The organism is Streptomyces sp. NPDC012888, from assembly GCF_042900645.1.
Taxonomy (GTDB): Bacteria; Actinomycetota; Actinomycetes; order Streptomycetales; family Streptomycetaceae; genus Streptomyces.
The window spans coordinates 131,099-151,219 of record NZ_JBIBBM010000006.1; the positions used below are offsets into that span (position 1 = coordinate 131,099).

General features: G+C 71.1%; 22 protein-coding genes and 5 tRNA genes. 20 read left to right on the forward strand and 7 right to left on the reverse strand.

Annotated elements, in window-relative coordinates; all coding sequences use genetic code 11:
• The first annotated feature begins 1 nt into the window (after position 1).
• The 4 genes from ACFY61_RS12845 (at position 2) to ACFY61_RS12860 (ending at position 4,563) form a co-directional block, all read left to right on the forward strand.
• Positions 2-1,567, forward strand: coding sequence for a NuoM family protein (locus ACFY61_RS12845; RefSeq protein WP_389471279.1), 1,566 nt, complete (start codon positions 2-4; stop codon positions 1,565-1,567).
• Positions 1,564-3,141: an NADH-quinone oxidoreductase subunit N gene (locus tag ACFY61_RS12850; protein WP_389470726.1), complete on the forward strand. Its 1,578-nt coding sequence runs from the start codon at positions 1,564-1,566 to the stop codon at positions 3,139-3,141. Before ACFY61_RS12845 ends, ACFY61_RS12850 begins: the two co-directional genes overlap by 4 nt.
• A gap of 169 nt (positions 3,142-3,310) precedes the next feature.
• The gene (gene htpX, locus ACFY61_RS12855) at positions 3,311-4,174 is read left to right on the forward strand and encodes a zinc metalloprotease HtpX (RefSeq protein ID WP_389470729.1); all 864 of its coding nucleotides are present in this window, start codon (positions 3,311-3,313) and stop codon (positions 4,172-4,174) included.
• Positions 4,171-4,563 carry a YccF domain-containing protein gene (locus ACFY61_RS12860; protein WP_389470731.1) on the forward strand — a complete coding sequence of 131 codons (393 nt, stop codon included), beginning with the start codon at positions 4,171-4,173 and terminating at the stop codon, positions 4,561-4,563. Before htpX ends, ACFY61_RS12860 begins: the two co-directional genes overlap by 4 nt.
• 158 nt (positions 4,564-4,721) lie before the next feature.
• Here ACFY61_RS12860 and ACFY61_RS12865 read toward each other — a convergent pair whose 3' ends face one another.
• The 3 genes from ACFY61_RS12865 to ACFY61_RS12875 form a co-directional block, all read right to left on the reverse strand.
• Positions 4,722-5,969 carry an APC family permease gene (locus ACFY61_RS12865; protein ID WP_389470733.1) on the reverse strand — a complete coding sequence of 416 codons (1,248 nt, stop codon included), beginning with the start codon at positions 5,967-5,969 and terminating at the stop codon, positions 4,722-4,724.
• Between the two features lie 141 nt (positions 5,970-6,110).
• Positions 6,111-6,185 (reverse strand) — tRNA-Ala (locus ACFY61_RS12870).
• Between the two features lie 137 nt (positions 6,186-6,322).
• Positions 6,323-6,811, reverse strand: coding sequence for a YajQ family cyclic di-GMP-binding protein (locus ACFY61_RS12875; protein ID WP_389470735.1), 489 nt, complete (start codon positions 6,809-6,811; stop codon positions 6,323-6,325).
• Between the two features lie 201 nt (positions 6,812-7,012).
• On the opposite strand from ACFY61_RS12875, the gene ACFY61_RS12880 reads away from it, so the two are divergent.
• Positions 7,013-7,094: transfer RNA gene (locus ACFY61_RS12880), tRNA-Tyr, on the forward strand.
• A 174-nt stretch (positions 7,095-7,268) separates the two neighbouring features.
• Positions 7,269-7,706 (forward strand): DUF3574 domain-containing protein, encoded by a 438-nt coding sequence (locus tag ACFY61_RS12885; RefSeq protein WP_389470738.1) that lies wholly within the window; start codon positions 7,269-7,271, stop codon positions 7,704-7,706.
• A 32-nt stretch (positions 7,707-7,738) separates the two neighbouring features.
• Here ACFY61_RS12885 and ACFY61_RS12890 read toward each other — a convergent pair whose 3' ends face one another.
• Positions 7,739-8,395, reverse strand: a complete 657-nt coding sequence (locus tag ACFY61_RS12890) for an SDR family oxidoreductase (RefSeq protein WP_389470740.1) — start codon at positions 8,393-8,395, stop codon at positions 7,739-7,741.
• 43 nt (positions 8,396-8,438) lie between these two features.
• Complete coding sequence (locus tag ACFY61_RS12895; protein ID WP_389470742.1) at positions 8,439-9,689, reverse strand: amidohydrolase family protein; 1,251 nt, start codon at positions 9,687-9,689, stop codon at positions 8,439-8,441.
• Between the two features lie 285 nt (positions 9,690-9,974).
• Between ACFY61_RS12895 and ACFY61_RS12900 the strand changes: the two genes are divergently transcribed.
• The 7 genes from ACFY61_RS12900 (at position 9,975) to ACFY61_RS12930 (ending at position 13,021) form a co-directional block, all read left to right on the forward strand.
• Positions 9,975-10,047: transfer RNA gene (locus ACFY61_RS12900), tRNA-Thr, on the forward strand.
• A 48-nt stretch (positions 10,048-10,095) separates the two neighbouring features.
• A tRNA-Met gene (locus ACFY61_RS12905) sits at positions 10,096-10,168 on the forward strand.
• A gap of 87 nt (positions 10,169-10,255) precedes the next feature.
• Positions 10,256-10,420: a 50S ribosomal protein L33 gene (gene rpmG / locus ACFY61_RS12910; protein WP_003956487.1), complete on the forward strand. Its 165-nt coding sequence runs from the start codon at positions 10,256-10,258 to the stop codon at positions 10,418-10,420.
• Positions 10,421-10,572: 152 nt separating this feature from the next.
• Positions 10,573-11,025, forward strand: a complete 453-nt coding sequence (locus tag ACFY61_RS12915) for a MaoC family dehydratase N-terminal domain-containing protein (RefSeq protein WP_389470745.1) — start codon at positions 10,573-10,575, stop codon at positions 11,023-11,025.
• Between the two features lies 1 nt (position 11,026).
• Entirely contained in the window at positions 11,027-11,455 is a 429-nt protein-coding gene (locus tag ACFY61_RS12920) for a MaoC family dehydratase (RefSeq protein ID WP_389470748.1), read from the forward strand.
• 79 nt (positions 11,456-11,534) lie between these two features.
• The gene (locus ACFY61_RS12925; protein WP_389470751.1) at positions 11,535-12,590 is read left to right on the forward strand and encodes a UDP-N-acetylmuramate dehydrogenase; all 1,056 of its coding nucleotides are present in this window, start codon (positions 11,535-11,537) and stop codon (positions 12,588-12,590) included.
• 14 nt (positions 12,591-12,604) lie between these two features.
• Positions 12,605-13,021, forward strand: coding sequence for a hypothetical protein (locus ACFY61_RS12930; RefSeq protein ID WP_389470754.1), 417 nt, complete (start codon positions 12,605-12,607; stop codon positions 13,019-13,021).
• On the opposite strand, the gene ACFY61_RS12935 is transcribed toward ACFY61_RS12930, so the two are convergent.
• A complete protein-coding gene (locus ACFY61_RS12935; RefSeq protein WP_389470756.1) occupies positions 13,011-14,030 on the reverse strand; it encodes an adenosine deaminase in 1,020 nt (339 codons plus the stop codon). The two genes, ACFY61_RS12930 and ACFY61_RS12935, sit on opposite strands and share 11 nt — an antisense overlap.
• A 154-nt stretch (positions 14,031-14,184) precedes the next feature.
• Positions 14,185-15,411 (reverse strand): pyridoxal phosphate-dependent aminotransferase, encoded by a 1,227-nt coding sequence (locus ACFY61_RS12940; protein ID WP_389470758.1) that lies wholly within the window; start codon positions 15,409-15,411, stop codon positions 14,185-14,187.
• 202 nt (positions 15,412-15,613) lie between these two features.
• Here ACFY61_RS12940 and ACFY61_RS12945 point away from each other — a divergent pair.
• From ACFY61_RS12945 to rplL, 7 genes are all read left to right on the forward strand, one after another.
• A tRNA-Trp gene (locus ACFY61_RS12945) sits at positions 15,614-15,686 on the forward strand.
• A 105-nt stretch (positions 15,687-15,791) separates the two neighbouring features.
• Positions 15,792-16,073, forward strand: coding sequence for a preprotein translocase subunit SecE (gene secE / locus ACFY61_RS12950; RefSeq protein WP_150212225.1), 282 nt, complete (start codon positions 15,792-15,794; stop codon positions 16,071-16,073).
• 84 nt (positions 16,074-16,157) lie between these two features.
• A complete protein-coding gene (nusG, locus tag ACFY61_RS12955) occupies positions 16,158-17,117 on the forward strand; it encodes a transcription termination/antitermination protein NusG (protein ID WP_389470760.1) in 960 nt (319 codons plus the stop codon).
• A gap of 166 nt (positions 17,118-17,283) precedes the next feature.
• On the forward strand, positions 17,284-17,718 hold the full coding sequence (gene rplK / locus ACFY61_RS12960; protein ID WP_389470763.1) for a 50S ribosomal protein L11: 435 nt from the start codon (positions 17,284-17,286) through the stop codon (positions 17,716-17,718).
• A gap of 89 nt (positions 17,719-17,807) precedes the next feature.
• Positions 17,808-18,536: a 50S ribosomal protein L1 gene (rplA, locus tag ACFY61_RS12965; RefSeq protein ID WP_389470766.1), complete on the forward strand. Its 729-nt coding sequence runs from the start codon at positions 17,808-17,810 to the stop codon at positions 18,534-18,536.
• A gap of 360 nt (positions 18,537-18,896) precedes the next feature.
• Complete coding sequence (gene rplJ / locus ACFY61_RS12970) at positions 18,897-19,427, forward strand: 50S ribosomal protein L10 (RefSeq protein WP_389470769.1); 531 nt, start codon at positions 18,897-18,899, stop codon at positions 19,425-19,427.
• Between the two features lie 111 nt (positions 19,428-19,538).
• A complete protein-coding gene (rplL, locus tag ACFY61_RS12975; RefSeq protein WP_389470770.1) occupies positions 19,539-19,925 on the forward strand; it encodes a 50S ribosomal protein L7/L12 in 387 nt (128 codons plus the stop codon).
• Positions 19,926-20,121: the final 196 nt, after the last annotated feature.

The window sequence follows — 20,121 nt, forward strand, 5'->3', positions numbered from 1 at the left end:
GATGCAGTTCCTTCTGGCGTTCATCGTGGCCGCACCGCTCCTCGGCGCGCTCGCGGCGCTCCTGCCGGCTCCGCCCGGACTCAAGGGCCGCGGCCCCGAACAGGCGGTGCTCCGCCACGGCGTGACCCTCACCGGAGTCGTCCTCGCCGCGGCGATCGCCCTCACCCTGGGCTTCGACCACGACAACCCGTCCCGCTTCCAGGCGACGACGGACATCAGCTGGATCCCGGCGCTGGACGTCCGGATCCACCTCGGTGTCGACGGCATCTCGCTCCCCCTCCTCCTGATGACCGCGCTGCTGTTCTTCCTCTGCGCGCTCTACAGCTACTTCAAGCTCCCCGCGGGCCCCTCCCCGAAGGCCTTCGTGGCGCTGCTCCTGGTCCTGGAGTCCGGCACGCTCGCCACCTTCGCGGTCCTCGACCTGCTCCTGTTCTTCCTCGCCTTCGAGATGGTCCTCATCCCGATGTACTTCCTCATCGCCCGCTGGGGCGGTGACCAGCGGCGCGCCGCCGCCTGGAAGTTCATCCTCTACACGCTGCTCGGCTCCGTGGTCATGCTGCTCGGCCTCCTCCTCATCGGTGTGACGGCGGGCACATTCGACATGGTGGCACTCGCCACTGACAACGGCCGCGGACTCACCCACACCACCCAGCTCCTGGCGGTCCTCGCCATCGGCACCGGCCTCGCCGTGAAGACCCCGATGTGGCCGCTGCACAGCTGGCTGCCCGACGCCCACACCGCCGCCCCCACCGTGGGCTCGGTGCTCCTGGCCGGCGTCCTGCTGAAGATGGGCACCTACGGGTTCGTACGGATCCTGCTCCCCGTCACCCCCGACGGGATGCACACCTTCGCGCCCTACCTGGCCGCCTTCGCCGCCGTCGGCATCGTCTACGGGTCCCTCGCCTGCCTCGCCCTGGCCCGCAAGGGGGCGCGCGGCGACCTCAAGCGCCTCATCGCGTACTCCTCCGTCGGCCACATGGGGTTCGTCCTGCTCGGCATCGCCACCATGACCCCCACCGGCGTCAACGGCGCGCTGTTCGCGAACATCGCCCACGGTCTGATCACCGGCCTGCTCTTCTTCCTCGTCGGCGCCCTGAAGGACCGCTACGGCAGCACCGACCTCGACACCCTCGCGGGAGCCACCGGCGCGGCCCTCTACGGCCGCGCCCCCCGCTTCGGCGCCCTCCTCGCGTTCGCCGCCGTGGCCTCCCTCGGCCTGCCCGGCCTGGCCGGCTTCTGGGGCGAGATGCTCGCGCTGTTCGGCGCCTTCGAGCCCGCGGAGGGCCTGTCCCGGCCCGCCTTCCTCACCTTCATGGCGATCGGCGCGTTCGGCACCCTGCTGACCGCCGCCTACCTGCTGATCGTCGTCCGCAGGGTGTGCATGGGCGATCCGCAGGCCCGGTCCGCGGGCCCCGCCCCGGCCGTACTCGCCGACGTCCGCGGCTACGAGTTCGCGGCCTGGACCCCGCTCGTCGCCCTCACCGTCCTCGCCGGCCTCTGGCCCGCGGTCCTCCTCGGCCTGACCGACCCGGCCGTCCAGAAGCTCCTCGCAGGAGGCAAAGCATGACGGCCCTGACGGCCCTGTCCGCCGCTCCCGCCGCCCCCGCCGCGAGCCTCGTCCAGAGCGTCGACTGGCTCGCCCTCGCCCCCGCGGTGATCCCCGCCGCGGTCGCCCTGGTCGTCCTCGTCGCCGACCTCTTCACCGGCGAGAAGCACAAGACCGCCCTCGGCTGGGTGTCGGTGGCCGGTCTGGCGGCCGCCACGGCCACCCTGCTGCCGCTGCGCGGCGACGACCGCTCCACCTTCTGCCTCACCGCCGACCCGGTCACCTGCAGCTACACCGCCGACCGGTTCACCCTCGTCATCCAGTTCATGGTGCTCGCCGGTGCCCTGGTCACCGCCCTGCTGTCGGTCACCGCCGTCCGCGACACCCGGCTGCCCGCCGGCGAGTACTGGTTCCTGCTGCTGTCCTCGGCCGCCGGTGCCGCCCTGCTGCCCGCCTCGCGGGACCTGGCCACCCTCATCGTCGCGCTCGAAGTGGCCTCGCTCCCCGCGTTCGCCCTGGTCGGACTGCGCCGCGGCGACCGCATGTCCTCCGAGGCCGCGCTCAAGTTCTTCCTCTCCTCGGTCACCGCGACCGCCGTCTCCCTGCTCGGCGTGAGCTTCGTCTACGCCGCCACCGGCACCCTGCACCTCACCCGGGTCGCCGACCGCCTGGAGGACGTCCCCGCCCAGCTCGACACCCTCGCCATGGCCGGGGTCGCGCTCACCCTCGTCGGCTTCGCCTTCAAGACGGCCGCCGTCCCCTTCCACTTCTGGGTACCGGACACCTACGTCGGGGCCCCGCTGCCCATCGCCGGCTACCTGTCGGTCATCGGCAAGGCCGTCGGTTTCACCGGCCTGATCCTCGTCACCGTGATCGCCTTCCCGGCGTACTCCGACATCTGGGGCCCCGCCCTCGCCGTCCTCGCCGCGCTGACCATGACCCTCGGCAACGCAGCCGCTCTGCGCCAGTCCCCGGACCGCCCGCACAGCGCCGTACGGCTGCTCGCCTGGTCCTCCGTGGGCCAGGCCGGCTACCTGCTGGTGCCCGTCGCCGCGGCCGCGTACTCCGACCGGGACCAGATCGGCTCCACCGTCGCGTACGCCCTGATGTACGCCGCGGTGAACCTGGGCGCCTTCTCGGTCGCCGCGCTGGTTGCCCGCACCAGCCCGCTGAACCGGATCAGCGACTACCGGGGCCTGTACGCGCGCCGCCCGGCCGCCGCCCTGTCCCTGGCCTTCTTCCTGCTCTGCCTGGCCGGACTGCCGCCGGGCATCATCGGCCTCTTCGCCAAGGTCACCGTCTTCGAGTCCGCGGTCGACGCGGGCCTGGGCTGGCTGGCCGTGGTCATGGCGGTCAACGTGGTCATCGCCCTGTACTACTACCTCCAGTGGACGGCGATCCTCTTCCGCGCCCCGGAGACGGCCCCGGAAGCAGCCCCCGAGGCAGCCGGCGGGGAAGCGGCCCGGCAGGCCCCGGCCCGTACCCCGTTCCCCGTCACCGCGGCGATCGCCCTCACCGGCGTGGTCGCGGTCGTCCTCTCCGGCGCCCCCCAGATGGTCCTGCGGTACGCGGCCACCAGCCTGTTCCCGCACTGAGCCTCACCCGTACGGAGCAACGCCCGGGCGGCGCCCGGCCCGGGCGTGCGGCCCGGCCCGCGGGAACCCGGCGGCCCCGCCTGGCGTTGACCAGGCAGGGAGGGTCCACTGGACCGTAGCCCCGCACACCCGCGACGGGGCCCCTGCCGCACCACTTGGAGGGCGTACCGTGCACCGCCGGCACAACGGGCTGAAGACCGCCGTACTCCTCGGCGGTCTGTCCGCACTCATCATCGTCATCGGCAGCTTCTTCGGGCGTACCGGCCTGATCGTCGCGCTGTTCGTCGCGCTGGGCACCAACGCGTACGCGTACTGGAACAGCGACAAGCTGGCTCTACGCGCGATGCGCGCCCGTCCCGTCAGCGAGTTCGAGGCACCGGAGCTCTACCGCATGGTGCGCGAGCTCTCCACCTCCGCGCGCCAGCCCATGCCCCGCCTGTACATCTCCCCGACCGAGGCGCCCAACGCGTTCGCGACCGGCCGCAACCCGCGCAACGCCGCCGTCTGCTGCACCGAGGGCATCCTGCGGATCCTCGACGAGCGCGAACTGCGCGGGGTCATCGGCCACGAGCTGAGCCACGTCTACAACCGCGACATCCTGATCTCCTCGGTGGCCGGAGCACTGGCCTCCGTGATCATGTTCCTGGTCAACTTCGCCTGGCTGATCCCGGTCGGCCGGTCCGACGACGACGAGGGCCCCGGCCTCCTCGGCATGCTGCTGATCATGATCCTGGGGCCGCTGGCCGCGTCCGTCATCCAGCTGGCCATCAGCCGCTCCCGCGAGTACGAGGCGGACGCCTCCGGGGCCCAGCTCACCGGCGACCCGCTGGCCCTCGCCAGCGCGCTGCGCAAGCTGGACGCCGGCACCAAGCAGCTCCCGCTGCCGCCCGAGCCCCGCCTGGAGACGGCGAGCCACATGATGATCGCCAACCCCTTCCGGCCGGGCCAGGGACTCTCGAAGATGTTCTCCACCCACCCGCCCATGGCCGAGCGGATCGCCCGGCTCGAACAGATGGCAGGCCACCGACCGTGAAGACCCTCCTGAACCTCATCTGGCTCGTACTCAGCGGATTCTGGCTCTTCCTGGGCTACTGCCTGGCGGGCCTGATCCTCTGCGTCACCATCATCGGGATCCCCTTCGGCATAGCCTCCTTCCGCATAGCCCTCTACGCGCTCTGGCCCTTCGGCTACACCACGGTCGAACGCCGCGACGCCGGAGCCCCGTCCTGCGTGGGCAACGTCCTGTGGCTGGTCCTCGCGGGCTGGTGGCTGGCCCTCGGCCACATCGTCACCGGCATCGCCCTGTGCGTCACCATCATCGGAATCCCGTTCGGCATCGCGAACTTCAAGATGATCCCGATCTCGCTGCTCCCGCTCGGCCGCGAAATCGTGCCCACCGACGCGCCGTTCGCCGCACGCTGACGGCGGGCGGGCCGCACCGCCCACGCGGGGCGACGGGGGTTTTCCACAGGGCCGGCGCGCTGCCGGCGAGATGGTCCACCATGAACACGTGAACGAGAACGCGAAGTTGCCGCAGCAAGCCCACACGCCGGCCCGGGCCCGGGCCCACCGTCAGGGGCTCATACCCCAGGCCTGAGCCGCCCCACGACCACGTACGCCAGCACCCCGGCCGCCAGCACCGCCGCGCCCGCCACCACCGAGGCGGCCGGCAGCGCACACGCGACCACCACACAGCCGGCCAGCCCCACCACTGCCACGGCCCGCCCCTTGACAGCTGAATCGAGAGTCCACGCCGAAGCGTTCGCGATCGCGTAGTACACCAGCACGCCGAAGGACGAGAAACCGATCGCGCCCCGCAGGTCCGCGGTGGCGGCCAGCACCGCCACCACCGCACCCACCGCGAGCTCCGCGTGGTGCGGCACCCGATGGCGGGGGTGCACGGCCGCCAGCGTCCTCGGCAGATGCCCGTCCCGCGCCATCGCCAGGGCCGTCCGGGAGACCCCCAGGACCAGCGACAGCAGGGCGCCCAGGGCGGCCAGCGCCGCGCCCGCCCGTACCACCGGGGCGAGCCCGGGCACGCCGGCGGCGCGCACGGCGTCGGCCAGGGGGGCCGCCGACGCCGCCAGCCCGTCCGCGCCCAGCACCGACAGCACGGCCACTGCCACCACCGCGTACACCACCAGCACGATCCCCAGCGCCACCGGCACCGCCCGCGGGATCGTCCGTTCCGGATCCCGCACCTCCTCGCCCAGGGTGGTGATCCGGGCGTAGCCGGCGAACGCGAAGAACAGCAGTCCGGCGGCCTGCAGCAGTCCGCCGGCGCCGGCACCGCCGCCGTCCGACCACAACCGGTCCGCCTCGGCCGCCCCGGAGCCCAGGCACACCACCACGACCCCGGCCAGCACGGCCAGCACCACGGCCACGATCACACGGGCGATCCGGGCCGACTTCTGCACGCCCCCGTAGTTCGCGGCGGTCAGCGCCACCACCGCCGCCACCGCGACCGCGTGCGCCTGACCCGGCCACAGGTAGGCGCCCACGGTCAGCGCCATCGCCGCACAGGACGCGGTCTTGCCCACCACGAAGGCCCAGCCCGCCAGATAGCCCCAGAACGGGCCCAGCCGTTCCCGGCCGTACACGTAGGTGCCGCCGGAGGAGGGATAGCGCGCGGCCAACCGCGCCGAGGAGTGCGCGTTGCAGTACGCCACCACCGCCGCCACCCCCAGCGCCGCCAGCAGACCGGCGCCCGAACCCACCGCTGCCGCCGCCGGCCCGAACGCGGCGAACACCCCCGCGCCGACCATGGCACCCACCCCGACGACCACAGCGTCGGACACACCAAGACCACGCCTCAGCTCACGCTCCACGGAGCGGACACTAGCCGGGCCAGGTGACGACGCCCCGGCCGGGTGCGCGCGCGGCGCGCTGCCTCTCCCTGCCCTCCAGGACCACGCCGACGGCAGGATGCGGCTCTGCCGGAGCTCTCGACGGCAGGCCGGAGGAATGAGGGCGGGGCGGCCGGATTCGAACCGGCGTCCTCCTCCATGCTGTGTAGGCGCACTACCTCTGTGCTACGACCCCGCTTGCGGTGATCATAGGAAGCCCGCCCGCCGCGGTGCCAGGGCTTTTCCCGGCGCCACAGGACACAACGCGGGCAGCCGTCGAGGCGGACCTCGGCGACGTGCCCCCGTTGCGCCCTGCCGAGCGCGCCGGGACCTGACTACCGGTAGTTCACGAACTGGATGGCGAAGTCCAGGTCCTTGCCCTTGAGGAGCTGCTGCACGGCCTGGAGGTCGTCGCGGCTCTTGGAGCTGACCCGCAGCTCGTCGCCCTGCACCTGCGGCTTGACGCCCTTGGGGCCCTCATCGCGGATGATCTTCGCGACCTTCTTGGCGTTCTCCTGGGAGATGCCCTCCTGGATGGTGGCGAAGATCTTGTACTCCTTGCCGGACAGCTGCGGCTCACCGGCGTCCAGTGCCTTCAGCGAGATCCCGCGCTTCACCAGCTTGGTCTCGAAGACGTCGAGGACGGCCTTGACCCGCTCCTCGGAGTTCGCCTCCATCAGGATCTTCTCGCCGGACCAGGCGATCGTGGCGCCGGTCCCCTTGAAGTCGTACCGCTGGGAGAGCTCCTTGGCGGCCTGGTTGAGGGCGTTGTCGACCTCCTGCCGCTCGACCTTCGAGACGATGTCGAAACTGGAGTCGGCCATGTGCTGTGGCTCCTTGATGTCGGCTGCGATGTGCTCTTGGAGAGCGGACCGGACGTCCCCGACCCGCTCGGCAAAGCCTAGCCACCGCGCCGTCCTCAGGCGCTGATCAATCCGGTGGCGAAGCACCCCCGAGCATCGGGTATCGTTTACGTCGTTGCCAGGGAGCACCGCCGAAAAGCGGCCTCCGGGGCGACATCCCATGGCGGTGTGCCCGAGTGGCCAATGGGAGCGGACTGTAAATCCGTCGGCTTAGCCTACCCAGGTTCGAATCCTGGCGCCGCCACACTGGAAGAACGGCCCCTGATCTGCGGAAACGCGATTAGGGGCCGTTCTGCTTGGTGTGCCGGCCCGGTCTGCCGCGACGAGTCACGCGCGAGTGCCGCGCGAGTCGGGGTCCGGCCGTGGGCCGTCGGAGTGGGGGGCCGCATCGTCGGGCCGGACGTGTCGTTGTCCGTGCGTGAAATGGACTACAGAGGCACGTGGCAAGGTCGGCGGCGGGGTGCTCGCCGCCCTGATCGTGGCCGGGGTGCCGGCGCTGGTGGGCGCCGCCCTGGAGCACGACACCGGTGAGCCGTACGTCGAGACCCGGCTCTACTTCGGGGCCCAGCGGGACGGGGGCGGCACGGTCGGCAAGGCCGAGTTCATGCGCTTCCTCGACCGCGAGGTGACCCCCGGCTTCCCGGAGGGGCTCACCCTCCAGGAGGGCTACGGCCAGTGGCGCGGGGCGGACGGCAAAGTGGTCCGCGAGGCCTCGTACGAGCTGATCCTGCTGTACCCGGAGAAGGAATCCGACGCGCGCGACGTACGCATCGAACGCATCCGGCGCGCCTACCAGGACCAGTTCCTGCAGGACTCGGTCGGACGCTCCGACGACGACGTGCAGGTGGACTTCTGACAGGCGCATCGTGAAGTCCGGCCCGGGCAAGACTAGTTGCCCGCGACGTCCTTGACCGCGACGTCCACCGGGACCGTGCCCGAGACCAGCTCCAGGGTGAGGCCGGCCGTGGCCGGGGTCTCCAGCAGCTCGGCCAGCACCGCCGCCACGTCCTCGCGCGGCACCGGCCCCCGCCCGGTGGAGGCCTCCAGCCGCACCCGGCCGGTGCCGGGCTCGTCCGTCAGGGCGCCCGGCCGCAGGACCGTCCACTCCAGCCCCAGCCGGGTCCGCAGGTGGTCGTCCGCCTCGCCCTTGGCGCGCAGGTAGGCGTCGAAGACCTCGTCGCCGGTGTGACGGGCGTCCGCGCCCATCGAAGACACCATCAGGAACCGCCGCACCCGAGCCCGTTCGGCCGCATCGGCGAACAGCACGGCCGCACCCCGGTCCACCGTGTCCTTGCGGGCCGCGCCGCTGCCAGGTCCGGCTCCCGCCGCGAACACCGCCGCGTCCGCGCCCTGGAGGACCGCCGCGACCCCTTCCACCGAGGCCGACTCCAGGTCGCACAGCACCGGTTCGGCCCCGGCCTCCCTCAGGTCGTCACCCTGGGTCCGGTCCCGGATGATGCCCGCGACCTCGTAGCCGCGCGTCGAGAGCAGCCGCTCCAGCCGCAGCGCGATCCGACCGTGTCCACCCGCGATGACGATCCGCATGCCCCGACCGTACGACGAGACGCGCGGCCGCGCCCGGGAAGACTCAGGGCCCTGGCTCCATACGGCCCTGCCGGGGCAGGTCCAGGGCCACCGCCACCGCCGAGTCGCAGTACTCCCGCACCGCGCTGGTCCGCGCCACCACCCGCCCGCGGTGGATCACGATCCGGCTGTAGGCCAGCGACAGCACCCCGGCGATCGCCTCCCCGCGCACGGCGAGCAGCTCCGCCGGGAACCCGGCCTCCACCTTGATCTCCGGCAGGCCCATCGCCGACCGGGCCGCCGCGCTGACCGCGTCGTAGGCCTCGGCGGGCCGCAGCCCGCTCTGCGAGGCGAGCAGGTACGCCGCCTCCAGCGGGTCCCCGCGGCCCACCGGGTTGCCGGCGTCCCGCAGCGCGCCGCTGCCCGCCGCCACCCGCACCCCCGCGGCGCGCAGCAGCCGGACCGGGGCGGTGCGCAGGCCCCGGCGTTCCAGGGCCGCGCAGTCGCCCTGCGGCAGGCAGGTCACCTGCACCCCGGCCGCCGCCAGCCGGTCGGCGGCCCGGGTGGCGACGTCCAGGGGGAGGCGGGACAGCCCTCCGCACGGCCCGATGGTGACGCCGGGGCGCAGGCCGCCGGCCATCGCCGCCAGCCGGGCGAGCCGGGCGGGGTCGTCGCCGTCGGTGTGCAGGTCCACCGGGCAGCCGTGCTCGGCCGCGAGCTCCAGCACGGCCTCGGTGAAACCGGTGGGGTCGGGGTCGAGGTCGGGGCAGCCGCCGACCACGGAGGCGCCCATCTTGACGGCGTCCCGGAGCATGGCCAGCCCGTCGGCCCCGGCCGCGCCGGTCAGCAGCCGGGGCACGGCCACGGCGGTGAGGTCGGCCAGCCCGCGCAGCGAGCGGCGGGCCTGGAGCACCGCCTCGATCGGGGCCAGCCCGTGCACGTCGCCGATCCGGACGTGCGAGCGGACGGCGGTCGCGCCGTGGCCGAGCTGGAGCAGGGCCGCTTCGGTGGCCCGGCGCTGCACCTCGTCGGCGGTGTAGGAGACCGGCCCCGGGGCCTCGGCGGTCAGCGCGGTGTCGCCGTGGGCGTGCGGTTCGGCGGGTGCGGGCAGCAGGAGGTAGCCGCTGAGGTCGATCCGGGAGGGGGCCGGGGACGGCAGGCTGCCGGCGGTGCCCACGGCCTGGATCCGGCCTCCGCTGAGCCGGACGTCCACGGTCCGGCCGTCGGTGAGCCGGGCCCCGGCGAGGAGCAGAGCCTGGGACTCGGCGGCCGATCCGTGCGCGGCGCCGTGGCCGTGTGGGTGGCTGTCGGGCATGGCGCTCCTGCGGTGGCTCGGGCGGTCCTGGGTGCGGCCACCGGCCGGGGAACCGCCCGTGCCACGGCCAAGATCACCCAGCGTGCTCAGAGCCTAGGGCGCGAGCCTGCCAGCTTCACGGAAGAGGGCAATAGTCGTACCGGTGTGGCCCCGTGGTCGGCGGCCGAGGCCGGGCCCGGGGCGGGCCCGGGGCGGGTCCGGCGCGTGCACGGCTCGCGCCCCTGGAGGCCCCGCGATAACGGATTTGGGCGATCGGCGGGAGGCCGTGTAATGTCTTCCCTGCTCGCCCCAATAGCTCAGTCGGTAGAGCGTCTCCATGGTAAGGAGAAGGTCTACGGTTCGATTCCGTATTGGGGCTCTGGTGTGAGAGGCTCCCCGCCCTCGGGTGGGGAGTGGATCACATCAAAGCGGCGTAGCTCAGTCGGTAGAGCAAGCGGCTCATAATCGCTGTGTCACCGGTTCAAGTCCGGTCGCCGCTACACACAGTAGCCGATTGTGGGGTCGGTCTCCCGGTCGGCTACTCTTTATGCGTTCATCCGTCCATCCGTCCGTCAAGGAGCACTCACGTGGCTGCCACCGACGTCCGCCCGAAGATCACGCTGGCCTGCGTGGAGTGCAAGGAGCGGAACTACATCACCAAGAAGAACCGGCGCAACAACCCGGACCGTCTTGAGATGAAGAAGCACTGCCCGCGCTGCAACTCGCACACCGCGCACCGCGAGACCCGCTAGTCACTAGCGCGGTCCCGCACCAAGGCAACGTCATGAGGTCGTCCCCTTTCCGGGGGGCGGCCTCGTGTCGTTTCCGCCGAATCGCACGCCTTCCCAGCGTTCCCAGCGTTCCCCGCGTCGTTGCCGACGTTCTCAACTGGAGGTAGTGAGCCATGGCGCTCGACCAGTCCTTCGTGGGGCGGACCTATCCGCCCACCGACCCGTACGAGGTCGGGCGGGAGAAGATCCGTGAATTCGCCGAAGCCGTCGGCGACGCCAACCCCGCGTACACGGACCCCGACGCCGCCAAGGCCCTCGGCCACCTCGACGTGATCGCCCCGCCGACCTTCGTGTTCGCCATCACCTTCAAGGCCGCCGGCCAGGTCATCGCGGACCCGCAGCTGGGCCTGGACTACAGCCGCGTCGTCCACGGCGACCAGAAGTTCGCCTACTCGCGCCCGGTCCGCGCCGGCGACCGGCTGTCCGTCACCTCCACCATCGAGGCGATCAAGTCCCTCGCGGGCAACGACATCCTCGACATCCGTGGCGAAGTGCACGACGAGACCGGTGAGCACGTGGTGACGGCGTGGACGAAGCTCGTCGCCCGCGCCGCCGAGGAGGCCTGAGATGACCGCACAGATCCGTTTCGCGGACGTCGAGGTCGGCACCGAGCTGCCGGCCCAGTCCTTCCCCGTGACGCGCGCCACCCTCGTCCAGTACGCCGGCGCCTCCGGGGACTTCAACCCGATCCACTGGAACGAGCGGTTCGCCAAGGAGGTCGGGCTGCCGGACGTCATCGCACACGGCATGTTCACCATGGCCGAGGCCGTCCGCGTGGTCACCGACTGGGCCGGCGACCCCGGCGCGGTCGTCGAGTACGGCGTCCGCTTCACCAAGCCGGTCGTGGTCCCGAACGACGACCAGGGCGCGCTCATCGAGGTCAGCGCCAAGGTCGCGGCCCTGCTCGACGACAACCGGGTGCGCGTCGACCTGACGGCGACCAGCGCCGGACAGAAGGTCCTCGGCATGTCCCGGGCCGTCGTGCAGCTCGCCTGACGACCCGCGACGACCCGCGACGACCCGCGGTCCGTGGCCCCACCGGGATGCCGGGGCCACGGACCGTACTCTTGTCCACGTGCAGGAACTCCACGACGCCCCCCTCGCCCCGCTGACCACCTTCCGTCTCGGCGGCCCGGCCACCCGCCTGGTCACCGCGACCACCGACGCCGAGGTCGTCGCCGCCGTCCGCGCCGCGGACGAGTCCGGCACCCCCCTCCTCGTCATCGGAGGCGGCAGCAACCTGGTCATCGGCGACCGCGGCTTCGACGGCACCGCCCTGCGCATCGCCACCACCGGCTTCACCCTCGACGGCGGCACCCTGGAGCTCGCCGCCGGCGAGAACTGGAGCGACGCCGTCGCCCGCACCGTCGAAGCGGGCCTCGCCGGCATCGAATGCCTCGCCGGAATCCCCGGCTCCGCCGGCGCCACCCCCATCCAGAACGTCGGCGCGTACGGCCAGGAGGTCTCCAGCACCATCACCGAGGTCGTGGCCTACGACCGCCACCTCGGCGAAACGGTCACCCTCACCAACGCCGAGTGCGCCTTCTCCTACCGCCACAGCACCTTCAAGGACCAGCCCGACCGGTACGTCGTCCTCCGCGTCCGCTTCGCCCTCGAGGACGCCGGCGGCCTCTCCGCACCCATCCGGTACGCCGAGACCGCCCGGGCCCTCGGCGTCGGCCCCGGCGACCGCGTCCCCGCCGCCAAGGCCCGCGAGACCGTCCTGGCCCTCCGCGCCGGCAAGGGCATGGTCCTCGACCCCGCCGACCACGACACCTGGTCCGCCGGCTCCTTCTTCACCAACCCGATCCTGACCGACGAGGACTACGCCGCCTTCCTCGCCCGCGTCCAGGAACGCCTCGGCGCCGACACCGTCCCGCCCGCCTACCCCGCCGGCGACGGCCGTACGAAGACCAGCGCGGCCTGGCTGATCGACAAGGCCGGCTTCACCAAGGGCTACGGCACCGGCCCCGCCAGGATCTCCACCAAGCACACCCTCGCCCTCACCAACCGCGGCGCCGCCACCACCGAGGACCTGGTCGCCCTGGCCCGCGAGGTCGTCGCGGGCGTCCACGCCGCCTTCGGCGTCACCCTCGTCAACGAGCCCGTGACGGTCGGCGTCACCATCTGAGGGACCCCCGACGGATGCACTGCCCCCTGCACGGGGCCGGTACGGACCCCACCCGTCTGGTGGGACGCTCGATCAGCAGAATCGTCGCGTCCTGGCACGTCCACGACGGCGAACGCTCCGAGGCCCCCCTCGACGTCTGGCTCATCGACAGCGAGGGCGACTCCACCCGGATCAGCACCGGCTCCGACTGGTGCCTGATCGTCGAGTGCGCCGACCCCCACCAGCCGTACGACATGGGGGAGTGGGGCCGCATCGAGGTCGGCGAGGACCTCGGCGAGCACCCCTTCCTGCGCCACCTCGGCGACACCGTCGCCACGGTCGCCGAATTCGCCGACCCGCTCACCGGCCGCACCCTCCTGGAGGTCGGCTTCACCGACGGCGACCGGGTACGGGCCGACTGCTGGGAGGGCGACCTGCGGCTCACCCGCTGAGCCAGTGGTCGATCCCGGTCAGCAGCTTCGCCTGCACCTCCTCCGGCGCGGCCGAACCCCGCACCGACTGCCGGGCCAGCTCCGCCAGCTCCGCGTCCGTGAACCCGTGGTACCTGCGGGCGATCTCGTACTGGTCCGCCAGCCGCGCCCCGAACAGCAGCGGGTCGTCCGCGCCCAGCGCCATCGGCACCCCCGCCTCGAACAGGGTCCGCAGCGGCACGTCCTCCGGCCGCTCGTAGACCCCCAGCGCCACGTTGGACGCCGGGCACACCTCGCAGGTCACCTGCCGGTCGGCGAGCCGCTCGAGCAGCCGCGGGTCCTCGGCCGCCCGCACCCCGTGCCCGATCCGGGACGCGTGCAGGTCGTCCAGGCAGTCCCGGACGGAGGACGGGCCGGTCAGCTCGCCGCCGTGCGGAGCGGCCAGCAGACCGCCCTCACGGGCGATGGCGAAGGCCCGGTCGAAGTCACGGGCCATACCGCGGCGCTCGTCGTTGGAGAGCCCGAACCCGACGATCCCGCGGCCGGCGTACCGCACCGCCAGCCGGGCCAGGGTGCGGGCGTCCAGGGGGTGCTTCATCCGGTTGGCGGCGATCAGGACCCGGATCCCGAGGCCGGTGTCCCGGGAAGCGGAATCCACCGCGTCGAGGATCACCTCGACCGCCGGGATCAGACCGCCCAGGTGGGGCGCGTAGGAGGTGGGGTCGACCTGGATCTCCAGCCAGCCGCCGCCGTCCCGGACATCCTCCTCCGCGGCCTCGCGGACCAGCCTCCGGATGTCGTCCGGCTCCCGCAGACAGGACCGCGCCGCGTCGTACAGCCGCTGGAAGCGGAACCACCCGCGCTCGTCGGTGGCGCGGAGCTTCGGCGGTTCGACGCCGGTCAGCGCGTCGGGCAGGCGCACGCCGTACTTGTCGGCGAGCTCCAGCAGGGTCGACGGCCGCATCGACCCGGTGAAGTGCAGGTGCAGGTGGGCTTTCGGCAGAAGCGTGAGATCGCGTACGTGCTCCATCCGGTGATCCTGCCGCATCCTCACCCGTTCGGCAGCCCGATTCCCTGAACGGGAGCTTGCCCGAACACGAATTCCAGACCCCCCGGACGGCGCCGCCGCACAACGCCGAAGCGGCGCCACCCCGCCGGGGTGGCGCCGCTTCGCGGGAACACCGTTACGCCTTGGCCTCGGCCAGCAGCTTCTGGATCCGGGAGACGCCCTCCACCAGGTCCTCGTCGCCCAGGGCGTACGAGAGGCGCAGGTAGCCCGGGGTGCCGAAGGCCTCACCCGGGACGACGGCCACCTCGGCCTCGTCCAGGATCAGCGAGGCGAGCTCCGCGGAGCTCTGCGGGCGCTTGCCACGGATCTCCTTGCCCAGCAGGCCCTTGACCGACGGGTACGCGTAGAACGCGCCCTCGGGGGTCGGGCAGACCACGCCGTCGATCTCGTTGAGCATCCGCACCATGGTCTGGCGGCGGCGGTCGAAGGCCTTCCGCATCTCCGCGACCGCGTCCAGGTCACCCGAGACCGCCGCGATGGCGGCCACCTGGGCCACGTTGGACACGTTGGACGTGGCGTGCGACTGCAGGTTGGTCGCGGCCTTGATCACGTCCTGCGGGCCGATGACCCACCCGACGCGCCAGCCGGTCATGGCGTACGTCTTGGCCACGCCGTTGACGATGACGCACTTGTCGGCGAGCGCCGGCACCAGCACCGGCAGCGAGGTGAACTTCGCGTCGCCGTAGACCAGGTGCTCGTAGATCTCGTCGGTCAGCACCCACAGGCCGTGCTCGGCGGCCCACTCGCCGATCGCCTTCGCGTCCTCCTCGCTGTAGACCGCGCCCGTCGGGTTGGACGGGGAGACGAACAGGACGACCTTGGTGCGCTCGGTGCGCGCGGCCTCCAGCTGCTCGACGGACACCCGGTAGCCCGTGGTCTCGTCGGCCACGACCTCGACCGGGACGCCGCCCGCGAGGCGGATCGACTCCGGGTAGGTGGTCCAGTACGGGGCCGGGACGATGACCTCGTCACCCGGGTCCAGGATCGCCGCGAAGGCGTTGTAGATCGCCTGCTTGCCGCCGTTGGTCACCAGCACCTGCGACGGGTCGACGCGGTAACCGGAGTCGCGCAGCGTCTTCTCGGCGATGGCCTTCTTCAGCTCCGGCAGGCCGCCGGCCGGCGTGTAGCGGTGGAACTTCGGGTCGCGGCAGGCCTCGACCGCCGCCTCGACGATGTAGCCGGGCGTCGGGAAGTCGGGCTCGCCGGCACCGAAGCCGATGACCGGGCGTCCGGCGGCCTTGAGGGCCTTGGCCTTGGCGTCCACGGCGAGGGTGGCGGACTCGGAGATGGCGCCGATACGGGCGGAGACGCGGCGCTCGGAGGAAGGCGTTGCAGAGGTCATGCGGCCCATCGTCCCAGACACAAAACCGGCCCCGCACGCGGTTCCAGGGACCGGACGCGGCGGGGCCGGAAAGCGTCCGGATCAATGCTGTTCGACGTCACGCCTCGGAACACGTACACTCACCTGTCGTTGGACCTCACCAGCCGCCCGGAACGCGTGCACACCCTGCACCCGCTCGGATGCGGTAGGTTGGGGGACGCAAAGGGTCGTAGCTCAATTGGTAGAGCACTGGTCTCCAAAACCAGCGGTTGGGGGTTCGAGTCCCTCCGGCCCTGCTCCACACTCCCTCGCCGGATGTGTGCGCAGGTACGTACTTCGATGCACCGCCGTGCGGCTCAACCGGGCGCGGCACGGCCATGACCCGGATTCAGGTGAGAGACGTGACGGACGCCCTGGGCTCCATCGACATGCCTGATGCCGAGGATGAGACCCGCGAGAAGAAGGCCCGTAAGGGCGGCAAGCGCGGAAAGAAGGGCCCCCTCGGCCGCCTCGCGCTTTTCTACCGCCAGGTCGTGGCGGAGCTCCGCAAGGTCGTGTGGCCGACTCGCAGCCAGCTGACGACGTACACCACCGTGGTGATTGTCTTCGTGCTCATCATGATCGGTCTGGTGACCGTGATTGACTATGGGTTCCAGGAAGCCATCAAGTTCGTCTTCGGCTGATCCCCGCGGAGGGCGGCGCCTTGATGGGTGCCGCCCGTTTTCGCATGTTCCGCCCATTTTTGTATCCAGGAAGAAGCCGCACCCGTGTCTGACCCGAACCTGAACGCGAGCAACGACTCCGTCGAGTCCGTCGAGGACCAGCTCGACATCGTCGAGGCGGCGGATGCTGTGGACCCCGACGAGGTCGAGGCCGCCGACATCGAGGCCGGCGAGCCCGCCGAGGAAGCCGCCCTGCACGTCGAGGACGAGGCGGACGTGGACGCCGACGCCGACGCCGACGATGTCGACGCCGATGAGGACGTCGACGCCGACGCCGACGACGAGGACGCCGACGAGGCGGAGGAGACCGAGGCCCCCGAGGCCGAGGCCCCCGAGGCCGAGGCCGCCGAGGAAGCCCCCGAGGAGCCGGCCGAGCCGGCCGAGCCGGTCGACCCGGTCGAGGCCCTGCGCGAGGAGCTCCGCCTCCTCCCCGGCGAGTGGTACGTGATCCACACCTACGCGGGCTACGAGAAGCGCGTGAAGGCCAACCTGGAGCAGCGCGCCGTCTCGCTCAACGTCGAGGAGTTCATCTACCAGGCCGAAGTGCCCGAGGAAGAGATCGTCCAGATCAAGAACGGCGAGCGGAAGAACGTCCGGCAGAACAAGCTGCCCGGCTACGTGCTCGTCCGGATGGACCTGACGAACGAGTCCTGGGGCGTCGTCCGCAACACCCCCGGTGTCACCGGCTTCGTCGGCAACGCGTACGACCCGTACCCGCTGACCCTCGACGAGATCGTCAAGATGCTCGCCCCCGAGGCCAAGGAGAAGGCCGCCAAGGCCGCCGCGGAGGAGGCCGGCCTGCCCGCCCCCGCCGTCAAGCGCGAGATCCAGGTGCTGGACTTCGAGGTCGGCGACTCGGTCACCGTCACCGACGGCCCGTTCGCGACGCTGCAGGCGACCATCAACGAGATCAACCCGGACTCGAAGAAGGTCAAGGGCCTCGTCGAGATCTTCGGCCGCGAGACCCCGGTCGAGCTCAGCTTCGACCAGATCCAGAAGAACTGATCTTCTGGCCCACAGCTCTCCGAACAGGTCGGACCGCCCCACTGGGGGCGGTCTGACCTGCTCGGTTTTAAGCCCCGCACCCATACCCGCTATCGTGGTGCGGTATGCCTCCATCCGGATGACCGGCTGGAGGCTGGAAAACTCTCACTAGGACCCGGAGAGAGCAATGCCTCCCAAGAAGAAGAAGGTCACGGGGCTTATCAAGCTCCAGATCAATGCCGGTGCGGCCAACCCGGCCCCGCCGGTCGGCCCCGCGCTGGGTCAGCACGGCGTCAACATCATGGAGTTCTGCAAGGCCTACAACGCCGCGACCGAGTCGCAGCGTGGCATGGTCGTGCCGGTGGAGATCACGGTCTACGAGGACCGTTCCTTCACCTTCGTCACCAAGACTCCGCCGGCCGCCAAGCTGATCCTCAAGGCCGCGGGTGTGGACAAGGGCTCCGGCGAGCCCCACAAGACCAAGGTCGCCAAGCTGACGCGCGACCAGGTCCGGGACATCGCCACCACCAAGATGCCCGACCTGAACGCCAACGACCTCGACGCCGCCGAGAAGATCATCGCCGGCACCGCCCGCTCCATGGGCATCACCGTCGAGGGCTGAGTTCAGCCCCCCAGCAGTACCAGTGGTAGGGCCAAGCGCTGGCCCGCACCACGACTCCACACCTGAAGCAGAGAACAACAGGAGCAGAAGTGAAGCGCAGCAAGACTCTCCGCGCTGCGGACGCCAAGATCGACCGGGAGAAGCTGTACGCCCCGCTCGAGGCCGTCCGTCTCGCCAAGGAGACCTCGTCCGTCAAGTTCGACGCGACCGTCGAGGTTGCCTTCCGCCTGGGTGTCGACCCGCGCAAGGCCGACCAGATGGTCCGTGGCACCGTGAACCTCCCGCACGGCACCGGTAAGACCGCCCGGGTCCTGGTCTTCGCGACCGGTGACCGTGCTGCGGCCGCGGAAGCCGCCGGCGCCGACATCGTCGGCAACGACGAGCTGATCGACGAGATCGCCAAGGGCAACCGCCTGAACGAGTTCGACGCGGTTGTCGCCACCCCGGACCTCATGGGCAAGGTCGGCCGCCTCGGCCGCGTGCTCGGTCCGCGTGGTCTGATGCCGAACCCGAAGACCGGCACCGTGACGATGGACGTGGCCAAGGCCGTCACCGACATCAAGGGCGGCAAGATCGAGTTCCGCGTCGACAAGCACTCGAACCTGCACTTCATCATCGGCAAGGTCTCCTTCTCCGATGAGCAGCTGGTCGAGAACTACGGCGCGGCCCTGGAGGAGATCCTCCGTCTGAAGCCGTCCGCCGCGAAGGGCCGCTACCTGAAGAAGGCCGCCCTGGCCACCACCATGGGCCCCGGCATCCAGCTGGACCCGAACCGCACCCGCAACCTCCTCGTCGAGGAGGACCCGGCCGCGGTCTGAGCCCCAACGGCTCGCTGAGTGGCACGTACGGGCCCCGCAGCTCCCTCCGGGAGGTGCGGGGCCCGCTGCATTCCCGGCCGGCCCCCGCGGGCCCCCTGGGCCGTTCCGGCGGGATTTGCTTTCGCGGAGGGCCCTCACGTACAGTTCCACAGAAGCCAAAGACCGCTGGTCGTTGCCGTGCCCGCAAGGGGCGGTGGCCGAAGGATCCGCTGAAAGCGGGCGACCCGCGCAGGTGACTGTGGAAAGTTCCCGGGATTCCCTTCCCGGTAGAGCTACGCCCCGTGCGCCTGCGCCGGGGCGCTTTGTTTTGTTCGGCCCCTTCTGAGCGGTCCTCATCACCCGGAAGGAGGCTGACGCATTATGCCGACGCCCAACAAGGCTGCATCGGTGGCCGAGCTCACGGACGCGTTCCAGAGCTCCAACGCCGCCGTGCTGACCGAGTACCGGGGTCTCACCGTGGCGCAGCTCAAGACGCTGCGCCGTTCCCTCGGTGAGAACGCCCAGTACGCCGTGGTGAAGAACACGCTGACCAAGATTGCGGCCAACGAGGCTGGGATCACCGCGCTCGACGACCACTTCAACGGTCCGACGGCGGTCGCCTTCGTCACCGGTGACCCGGTGGAGTCGGCGAAGGCTCTGCGTGACTTCGCCAAGGAGAACCCGAACCTGATCATCAAGGCCGGTGTCCTTGATGGTAAGGCTCTCTCCGCTGACGACATCAAGAAGCTTGCGGACCTCGAGTCCCGCGAGGTTCTGCTCAGCAAGCTGGCCGGCGCGCTCAAGGGCAAGCAGTCTCAGGCTGCCTCGCTCTTCCAGGCGCTGCCGACGAAGCTCGTCCGCACCGTGGACGCGCTGCGCGCCAAGCAGGCCGAGCAGGGCGGTGCCGAGTAATTCGGCTCGCGCATTGATCCGCGCCACCTAGTGCGCGGGTCGTAGCGGGCCGTTACGCCCGCCTTTCGATACATCTCGGCACCAGCCGAATTAGTGGAAGGATCGCCCATCATGGCGAAGCTGTCTCAGGACGACCTGCTGGCCCAGTTCGAGGAGATGACCCTCATCGAGCTCGCCGAGTTCGTGAAGGCCTTCGAGGAGAAGTTCGACGTCACCGCTGCCGCGGCCGCCCCGGTCGTCGTCGCCGGTGGTGCCGCCGGCGGTGCCGCCGAGGCCGTCGAGGAGAAGGACGAGTTCGACGTCATCCTCACCGGCGCCGGCGACAAGAAGATCCAGGTCATCAAGGTCGTGCGTGAGCTGACCTCCCTGGGCCTGAAGGAGGCCAAGGACCTCGTCGACGGCACCCCGAAGCCGGTCCTCGAGAAGGTCAACAAGGAGGCCGCTGACAAGGCCGCCGAGGCCCTCAAGGCTGCCGGTGCGGCCGTCGAGGTCAAGTAACACCTCCGAGGCCGCCTGACGGCCTCTGACGAAGGGCGATCACCCACAAGGGTGGTCGCCCTTCGGCGCACCCGAAGTGCCTGACTTGCCCTGTCGTCGTTGAGGAGTATGGTGATCTTCGTTGCCCTGCCGCCGGGCGCGGTGATGATCCGCACGGAGCAGGGGGCCTTGACGAACGGCACGCGGCGCGCAATTC

Excerpts from the sequence above, each read along its gene's own strand:
- ACFY61_RS12845 (WP_389471279.1), top strand. The coding sequence starts at position 2 with ATGCAGTTCCTTCTGGCGTTCATCGTGGCCGCACCGCTCCTCGGCGCG.
- ACFY61_RS12850 (WP_389470726.1), top strand. The coding sequence starts at position 1,564 with ATGACGGCCCTGACGGCCCTGTCCGCCGCTCCCGCCGCCCCCGCCGCG.
- ACFY61_RS12875 (WP_389470735.1), bottom strand. The coding sequence starts at position 6,811 with ATGGCCGACTCCAGTTTCGACATCGTCTCGAAGGTCGAGCGGCAGGAG.
- ACFY61_RS12890 (WP_389470740.1), bottom strand. The coding sequence starts at position 8,395 with ATGCGGATCGTCATCGCGGGTGGACACGGTCGGATCGCGCTGCGGCTG.
- ACFY61_RS12895 (WP_389470742.1), bottom strand. The coding sequence starts at position 9,689 with ATGCCCGACAGCCACCCACACGGCCACGGCGCCGCGCACGGATCGGCC.
- ACFY61_RS12915 (WP_389470745.1), top strand. The coding sequence starts at position 10,573 with ATGGCGCTCGACCAGTCCTTCGTGGGGCGGACCTATCCGCCCACCGAC.
- ACFY61_RS12920 (WP_389470748.1), top strand. The coding sequence starts at position 11,027 with ATGACCGCACAGATCCGTTTCGCGGACGTCGAGGTCGGCACCGAGCTG.
- ACFY61_RS12930 (WP_389470754.1), top strand. The coding sequence starts at position 12,605 with ATGCACTGCCCCCTGCACGGGGCCGGTACGGACCCCACCCGTCTGGTG.
- ACFY61_RS12935 (WP_389470756.1), bottom strand. The coding sequence starts at position 14,030 with ATGGAGCACGTACGCGATCTCACGCTTCTGCCGAAAGCCCACCTGCAC.
- ACFY61_RS12940 (WP_389470758.1), bottom strand. The coding sequence starts at position 15,411 with ATGACCTCTGCAACGCCTTCCTCCGAGCGCCGCGTCTCCGCCCGTATC.
- rplK (WP_389470763.1), top strand. The coding sequence starts at position 17,284 with ATGCCTCCCAAGAAGAAGAAGGTCACGGGGCTTATCAAGCTCCAGATC.
- rplJ (WP_389470769.1), top strand. The coding sequence starts at position 18,897 with ATGCCGACGCCCAACAAGGCTGCATCGGTGGCCGAGCTCACGGACGCG.
- rplL (WP_389470770.1), top strand. The coding sequence starts at position 19,539 with ATGGCGAAGCTGTCTCAGGACGACCTGCTGGCCCAGTTCGAGGAGATG.